Raw genomic sequence first — 6,588 nt, forward strand, 5'->3', positions numbered from 1 at the left:
CGCAACCATTACTCGTGCTATATGCTACTCCATCTATAACATACAAGGGGTTTCCGAGGTTTCTGATCTGTAAATTGGCCCCATTTCCCGGTCGGGCATCTGTGGTACGTGCGGTTACACCAGGAATTTTACCCGCCAAAGCACTTGTAGCGGCTACAGAAGGCGATCGGACAATATCTGAAGCCTGTAACGTGCTGATCGCTCCAGACACAGTTGCTTTCTTTTGTGTACCATAAGCAACAACAACAACTTCATCCAGGTCTTCTCCACCAGCAGCAACCATACGGACATTAATAACTTTGCGATCGTTTACCGTGAATTCCTGATTTTTAAATCCAATGTATCGAAAAATAAGTATTGAACTTGGTGTCGGCGCATTTATAGTATAATTTCCATTAGCGTCGGTCTGGGTACCCGAATTGCCCCCTTTTAAAGTGACCGTTACGGAAACTAAAGGTTTATTTTCATCATCGGTGACCTTACCAGATATCATGATTTGAGAGAAGGCATTTGCCGATGTAAAAAGGGCCATCATTGCCAATAGAAATTTTAATTTTGGTTCAGGGTACCAACGTATACCCTTAGCCTGGATTCCAATTCCATGGAATACCTTAAGTAGTTTTCTGTGCATGATTTTTTTGGTTAGAGATTTATAGATTTAAAGGTTAATTAAATTGCAATGCGTAATTCATTACCCAGAAATAGAATCTTAGCCTTTTGAGGAGTTATTTTGAATGCATTTCTGCCTATTACCCTCGCTTTATTTGAATAATTTTGAAACAGGGTACTACTTAGTACGATTAGGTAAATAATCATTCTCATTTTAGCCGTTCTTATATTTGGTAAGACAAATAAGCCACTTTTTATATCATTATTCTATCTTGATGTTGTCAGTTTCTGAGCTTATTTTGTCATTAAAGCTCTTTTTGTATTTTCACGTCAGAATAAAAATATTTTTGATACTTATTCTTGGTTATCAGTTGATTACTGAGATACCGCGGTCCAGAATGTGTAAAACATAAAGAATGTTTAAAAAATGCACCAAACAATTTCGATCATTTTGGCTTTTAGAATACATTTAAACGTAAGATTTATGCGAAAAACAGAGACCAAAACAGACCTTCAAAAGTTCATAGAAAAATTTGAACCTAATAAATTTAAAATGTTGACCAGAGGGATTGAAATCAGAGGAAATAGTGACCTGCACCGAAGCATTACTTTTGCCAAGGAGCTAATTGAAAGAATGAAATTGAAGCTCACAATTAATCATTCCGCCGAAATGGCGATGTATGGAGGATTTGAAGTAGTATATGCTTAATGAAAATCCTGCATGAGAATAAAATAAAAAGGTCAGCTATCAAAAATAGCTGACCTTTTTATTGGATGTTCTAGAGTCCGGAAATTATTCTTTGATTAATTGCGTGTTAATTATTCATTAACATATATCCTTGGAGCAGCTCCTTTACATCAGGCCATTCGTCCGAGATTATAGAAAAACGAGCAGAATCCCTTATGGTAAAATCTGCTCCCATTCGTTCAGCACGAATTATCCCTTCAAATTTAGCACCCAGACGTTCAATAGCCGCTCTTGATCGTTCATTACGTACATCAGTCGTGAAATTAACCCGCCATACTTTCCAGTGCTCAAAAGCGTATTTGAGCATCAAGAATTTAGCTTCCGTATTTATACCTGTTCTGGTAGCAGACCCGGTGAGCCATGTATACCCTATTTCGCAAACATCGGGAGCAATTCTTCCATATCCACACGTATGTTCAGGCCACTGCCAGTAGGCAATATTCCAAAAACGTGTGGATCCTTTTATAATACCGTCTTCATTGCCGACGATGACAAAAGGCATCGCTGTTCCCCTATCGCGCTGCTCAAGTGCCGTTTTAATATACCTGGTCATTGCATTTTTTTCCTGAGGCACAACAGTCCACTTAAATAGCTGCTCATTTCCTGCTGCGGCCTTAGTTAATCCTTCTAAATGAAAAAGTTCCAGAGGCTCTAACCTCACGTAGTTTCCAACTAGTATGTTGTTTTCCATTTGCCTTTTTCTCGTCTATTTTACGCGGTTAATGATAAAGCCATTGTTCACCACATCCATACCGATTTTTGGATAATACTCAATAGCCGTTGGTGCTGCAAGTAGTAAAAGCATACTCTTATCGCCAATTGTAGCTTTTGTAAGTTTTACCAATTCTTTGCCAATACCCGATTTTTGATAAGTTGCACTTACGGCCAGGTCAGCAAGATAGCAACAGTGACAAAAATCAGTTAATGATCGGGCAATGCCGACTAGCTGATCATCATGCCAGGCCGTAACCACAAGGTTAGAATGTTTATACATCTCTGCTATCCTGTTTTTATCAGCTGTAGGACGGTTGAGACCAGAACTGTCGTATACACTGATGATTTCTTCTAATAATGGTAACACATTTGTTTTGTAGGTAATGTTCATATTTAATAAAATTGATATTCAAAAGTATATTATTAAAGGACTATCTTTATCATCCAGAAACAAGAAGTTAAGTAGTCCAGATGTTGCCATTTGATACCCTTATAACAATCGATAAAACACTAAGCGTGTCCGTTTATCAGCAGATTGCAAACCAAATACTTATGCTGATAAAAAATGGAATTGTAAAGTCAGGGTCTTATCTGCCTGGTACGCGCGAACTGGCTAGAATGGTTGTTGTTCACCGTAAAACAATTATTGCTGCATATAACGAATTAAGCGCTCAGGGATGGATCACTGTGATACCACAGAAAGGGTTTATTGTGGTTCCTAATCTTCCAGAAGTACAGCCACAGCAATGGGACCAGCAGAAAGCAGGTTTTGCATATGAAAGTTCAATGCCCAGCCCCTTTTATAAAACAAACCAATATGGAGTGATTCCTTTGGCTAGTGATACCATGGTGCATGAATTAATAATAGACGATGGCCACCCAGATATGCGGCTAGCGCCAATGGACCTGCTAAACAGGGAATACAGGAGCCGTCTTAAAAAGGTCCAAACATTTAAACGGGTTTCGGCAACGCTGGCCGCAGGCTCGTTTAACCTAAGAGAAACAATGATAAGCCATATGGCGCAAACCAGGGGGTTGCAAGCCCAGGCATCAAACATCATGATGACTCATGGCGCTCAAATGAGTATTTATATAGCAGCAAGCTTATTGTTAAAACCCGGCGATAATGTAATTGTAGGAGAACCGGGCTATTTTGTTGCTAACCAGGTTTTCGAATCTTTAGGAGCCAATGTAATTCGTATGCCTGTAGATCAGGATGGAATAAATACAGATTTGATAGCTACAGCCTGCCAGAAGTTAAACATACGGATGCTGTACCTCGTTCCCCACCATCATCATCCTACCACAGTAACTTTAAGCCCGCAACGGCGTATGCGTATACTGGAATTAGCTGAAGAACATAACTTTACAATTGTAGAGGATGATTACGATTATGATTTTCACTACAGCTCCTCTCCGTACCTGCCCCTTGCCTCCGGAAATCATCAAAATCGGGTGGTTTATATTGGCTCCTTTTCCAAATCTCTTTCCACATCTATACGAATTGGTTTCATGATCGCCTCAGCAGATTTTATTGCCCACGCGGTTCATATCAGAAGACTTATCGATTTGAAAGGAGACCATATTATGGAAGATAGTCTGGCTGCACTTATCGAAAACGGTGATATTAACAGATACCTCAAAAAGAACAATAAGATTTACAAGGAAAGAAGGGATCATTTAATCAAGATGTTGGACACTTACCTGAAAGGTATAGTTAGTTACGAAAAACCCGATGGAGGTATGGCCATTTGGGTTAAATTTGATCCTAACTATCCTATTGAACAGATCTCAATTAAAGCAGCCAAGCAGGGTCTTTATATGAATAATGGGAAGTTATTTGATAACAATGGAGTCAGCTATAATGCCATTCGATTTGGGTTTGCTTCATTAACTTTGCCGGAAATAACCAAAGCTGTTCAAATCATTTCATCCAGTTTGGTACTAACCTTGCAACCAAAATAAACTGAACCTTTAAACAAAGTGAAATTGGACTTTTCAACAAAACAAGATTGCTCTTTAATCTGCAATTTTGTTCTATCAATTTGAAAGCAAATGACAAATTCAATTCATACAGTATTGGTAACAGGCGGATCAGGCTTTGTCGCTGTTCATTGCATCCAGCAATTATTGGATAAAGACTACCTGGTAAGAACCACCCTGCGCGATTTAAATAAACAGGATAAAGTGATAGCCATGCTTAAAAAAGGCGGAATCACTGACTTCAGTAATCTTTCTTTTGTAAAAGCAGATCTCACCAGTGATGACAATTGGAGCACGGCTGTAAAAGATTGTGACTACGTTTTGCATGTAGCTTCTCCCATTTTCTTAAAACTGCCAAGGCATGAAGACGAAATGATACGTCCCGCAGTTGACGGAACTATACGCGTACTTAAAGCAGCAAGAGATGCAGGTGCTAAGCGCGTTGTTATGACGTCGAATTTTGGGGCAGTTGGCTATAGTCATAAGGATAAAACTACTTTGATTACAGAAGAAAGCTGGACAGACCCAAATGAGAAAGGGCTCTCTGCTTATAACAAATCAAAAGTATTGGCCGAAAGAGCAGCCTGGGATTTTATGGAACAGGAAGGTGGTAGTCTTGAATTGTCAGTGATCAATCCGATGGGTATTTTTGGTCCTTCCTTCACTAAAGACCTGTCCAGTGGTTTTGAGTTGCTACAAAAAGTAATAGATGGTAGCATGAAAGCGCTGCCTAACATCAGCCTCGGTATTGTAGACGTGCGTGATGTTGCTGATCTGCACATCCGGGCAATGACCAATCCCCAGGCAAAAGGACAACGATTTTTGGCCTTAAGCGGTGGTACAATGTCACTTTTAGAAATAGCAGATTTCCTTAAAAATGAAATGCCTGAGGCAGCTGCAAACGCATCCACCAAAACAATCCCAAACTGGTCGATCCGCATTGCCGCGTTATTTAATGCACAAGCAAAAGCCATTGCTCCTCTGGTGGGCATTTACCGCAATGCAAGTAATGAAAAGGCCAGAACCCTATTAGGATGGACACCCCGCAGTAACCAGGAAGCCATATTAGCAACGGCCAAAAGTTTGGTGGAATTTGCATCATAAACATTAAAGCCTCATCATTACTTAAACCTAAATCACTAACCCGTATGAAACGGTTTTTAAAAATAATTAAACGAACTATGATTATCCTGCTTAGCACAGCGATGCTTTTATCCATCGCTACTTTTTTTTATATCCGTCAGGCAAAATTTGGGCAGGCTCCTACCGCCCAGCGATTGGAACTGATAAAAAATTCGCCTCGTTATAAGGACGGCAAATTTCAGAATACTCATCATACACCCGACCTTACCGAAGGCTACAGCATTAGCGGTATCCTTTACGACCAGTTGTTCGGCGACCATCCCAGAAGAAGTCCCACTGCAATCATACCTTCTAAAAAAACCGATTTGCACAGCCTTCCTCCCGATTCAAACGTCCTGGTGTGGTTTGGTCACTCCTCTTATTTCATGCAGATAGACGGGAAGCGCTTTCTGGTAGATCCTGTTTTAAGTGGCAGCGCATCTCCAGTGCCATGGACAGTAAAAGCCTATAAAGGTACAGACCGATATACGGTTGATGATCTGCCTCCTATTGACTACCTGCTGATCAGTCATGACCACTATGATCACCTGGACTACGAAACAATTACCAAGCTAAAAGATAAAGTAAAAACAGTTATCTGCGGACTTGGTGTAGGTGCTCATTTCGAACATTGGGGATATGCTGCTGATAAAATCATTGAAAGTGACTGGAACAACAGCATATCATTGGATGTTGGATTTAAAGTACACACCACCCCTGCAAGACATTTTTCGGGCAGAGGTTTTACAAGAAATAATACATTGTGGATGTCTTATGTGCTGCAAACACCAGGCACAAAAATCTATATTGGCGGAGACAGCGGTTATGACACACACTTTGCAGAAATTGGTAAACAGTTTGGGCCAATTGATCTTGCGATATTAGAGAATGGGCAATACAACGTAGCCTGGAAGGCAATCCATATGCTGCCAGAACAGGTGCTGCAGGCCGCAGAAGATTTAAAAGCTAAAAGACTGTTTCCGGTGCACTCTTCTAAATTTACCCTGGCAATGCACTCATGGGACGAGCCTCTTATCAAAGTTACAGAACTAGCCAAAATACAGCACTTACCCTTGGTTACACCGGTTATTGGTGAAATGGTAGACCTAAACGATACCACACAAGTTTTTCCAGAATGGTGGAAAGGTGTAAATTAGTAAACCATAAAAGATAAGGCCATGCGCTATACTGAAATCAAATCCTGCTACCTCGGCCCGGAGATATCTCCCGAACAGTTCGTCCCTGAGCATTTCTTTTTGTTTTTGGCCAAAGGTTTGATAACAGGATACGACGGCAGTAAAAAATATGAACTGAAATCAGGAGAATCTTGCATTGTCAAAAAAAATCATCTGGCCAGGTATCACAAGCAAAAATACAATGGAGACTTTGAGAAAGTAGTGGTGATTTTTGAC

The 6,588-nt window shown here is 40.3% G+C and carries 7 protein-coding genes and 1 pseudogene; 5 read left to right on the forward strand and 3 right to left on the reverse strand.

All coding sequences use genetic code 11. The features are described 5' to 3' along the window. Positions 1–631 (reverse strand): carboxypeptidase-like regulatory domain-containing protein (locus tag AC1DG9_RS20980; protein WP_477635181.1); only part of this gene is annotated, 631 nt, incomplete at its 3' end. Positions 632–1,093: 462 nt separating this feature from the next. Between AC1DG9_RS20980 and AC1DG9_RS20985 the strand changes: the two genes are divergently transcribed. Further along, a complete protein-coding gene (locus AC1DG9_RS20985; protein ID WP_337716199.1) occupies positions 1,094–1,318 on the forward strand; it encodes a hypothetical protein in 225 nt (74 codons plus the stop codon). A gap of 106 nt (positions 1,319–1,424) precedes the next feature. On the opposite strand, the gene AC1DG9_RS20990 is transcribed toward AC1DG9_RS20985, so the two are convergent. After that, a complete protein-coding gene (locus tag AC1DG9_RS20990; RefSeq protein WP_288879307.1) occupies positions 1,425–2,048 on the reverse strand; it encodes a GNAT family N-acetyltransferase in 624 nt (207 codons plus the stop codon). Positions 2,049–2,063: 15 nt separating this feature from the next. Further along, positions 2,064–2,462, reverse strand: coding sequence for a GNAT family N-acetyltransferase (locus AC1DG9_RS20995; RefSeq protein WP_172662878.1), 399 nt, complete (start codon positions 2,460–2,462; stop codon positions 2,064–2,066). 80 nt (positions 2,463–2,542) lie between these two features. Between AC1DG9_RS20995 and AC1DG9_RS21000 the strand changes: the two genes are divergently transcribed. The 4 genes and pseudogenes from AC1DG9_RS21000 to AC1DG9_RS21015 all read left to right on the forward strand — a co-directional run. Next, the gene (locus AC1DG9_RS21000) at positions 2,543–4,036 is read left to right on the forward strand and encodes an aminotransferase-like domain-containing protein (RefSeq protein ID WP_288879306.1); all 1,494 of its coding nucleotides are present in this window, start codon (positions 2,543–2,545) and stop codon (positions 4,034–4,036) included. A gap of 90 nt (positions 4,037–4,126) precedes the next feature. After that, positions 4,127–5,158 (forward strand): SDR family oxidoreductase, encoded by a 1,032-nt coding sequence (locus tag AC1DG9_RS21005; protein ID WP_288879305.1) that lies wholly within the window; start codon positions 4,127–4,129, stop codon positions 5,156–5,158. A gap of 44 nt (positions 5,159–5,202) precedes the next feature. Further along, entirely contained in the window at positions 5,203–6,333 is a 1,131-nt protein-coding gene (locus AC1DG9_RS21010; protein WP_337716197.1) for an MBL fold metallo-hydrolase, read from the forward strand. Between the two features lie 21 nt (positions 6,334–6,354). After that, positions 6,355–6,588 (forward strand): annotated as a pseudogene (locus AC1DG9_RS21015) (AraC family transcriptional regulator); the annotation flags it as partial.

Source organism: Pedobacter sp. 05L430 (genome assembly GCF_056397585.1).